Raw genomic sequence first — 239 nt, 5'->3', positions numbered from 1 at the left:
CACCATCTTCTGCTGGGCCAAAAACGACATCATTTTCCTCTAATGCGCTCAGGCCATTTTCAATATGCGAAGTGCTAATATCTGGTAAATCTGTGCCAATGAGTACAATATTTTTATAGCCATCTTCAAATCCATCTTTAAAGGCATTAAGCATGCGTTCGCCCAAATCAATACCTTTTTGAACGGTTTTAAATTCATTGGGCCATTTGTTTTCAATAACAGCATCAGAGAAATAAATG

Annotated in this window: 1 protein-coding gene; it reads right to left on the bottom strand. The window is 37.2% G+C overall.

Annotated features, from left to right (window positions below):
- Nucleotides 1-239 (bottom strand): TIGR04282 family arsenosugar biosynthesis glycosyltransferase (locus tag ACRHNM_RS18055; protein WP_431138008.1); only part of this gene is annotated, 239 nt, incomplete at both ends.

The organism is Psychroserpens mesophilus (genome assembly GCF_050617655.1).
GTDB classification, from domain to species: Bacteria; Bacteroidota; Bacteroidia; order Flavobacteriales; family Flavobacteriaceae; genus Psychroserpens; species Psychroserpens mesophilus_A.
Note: the sequence above shows the minus strand (reverse complement) of the source record. Positions and strands in the feature narration are given on the sequence as shown.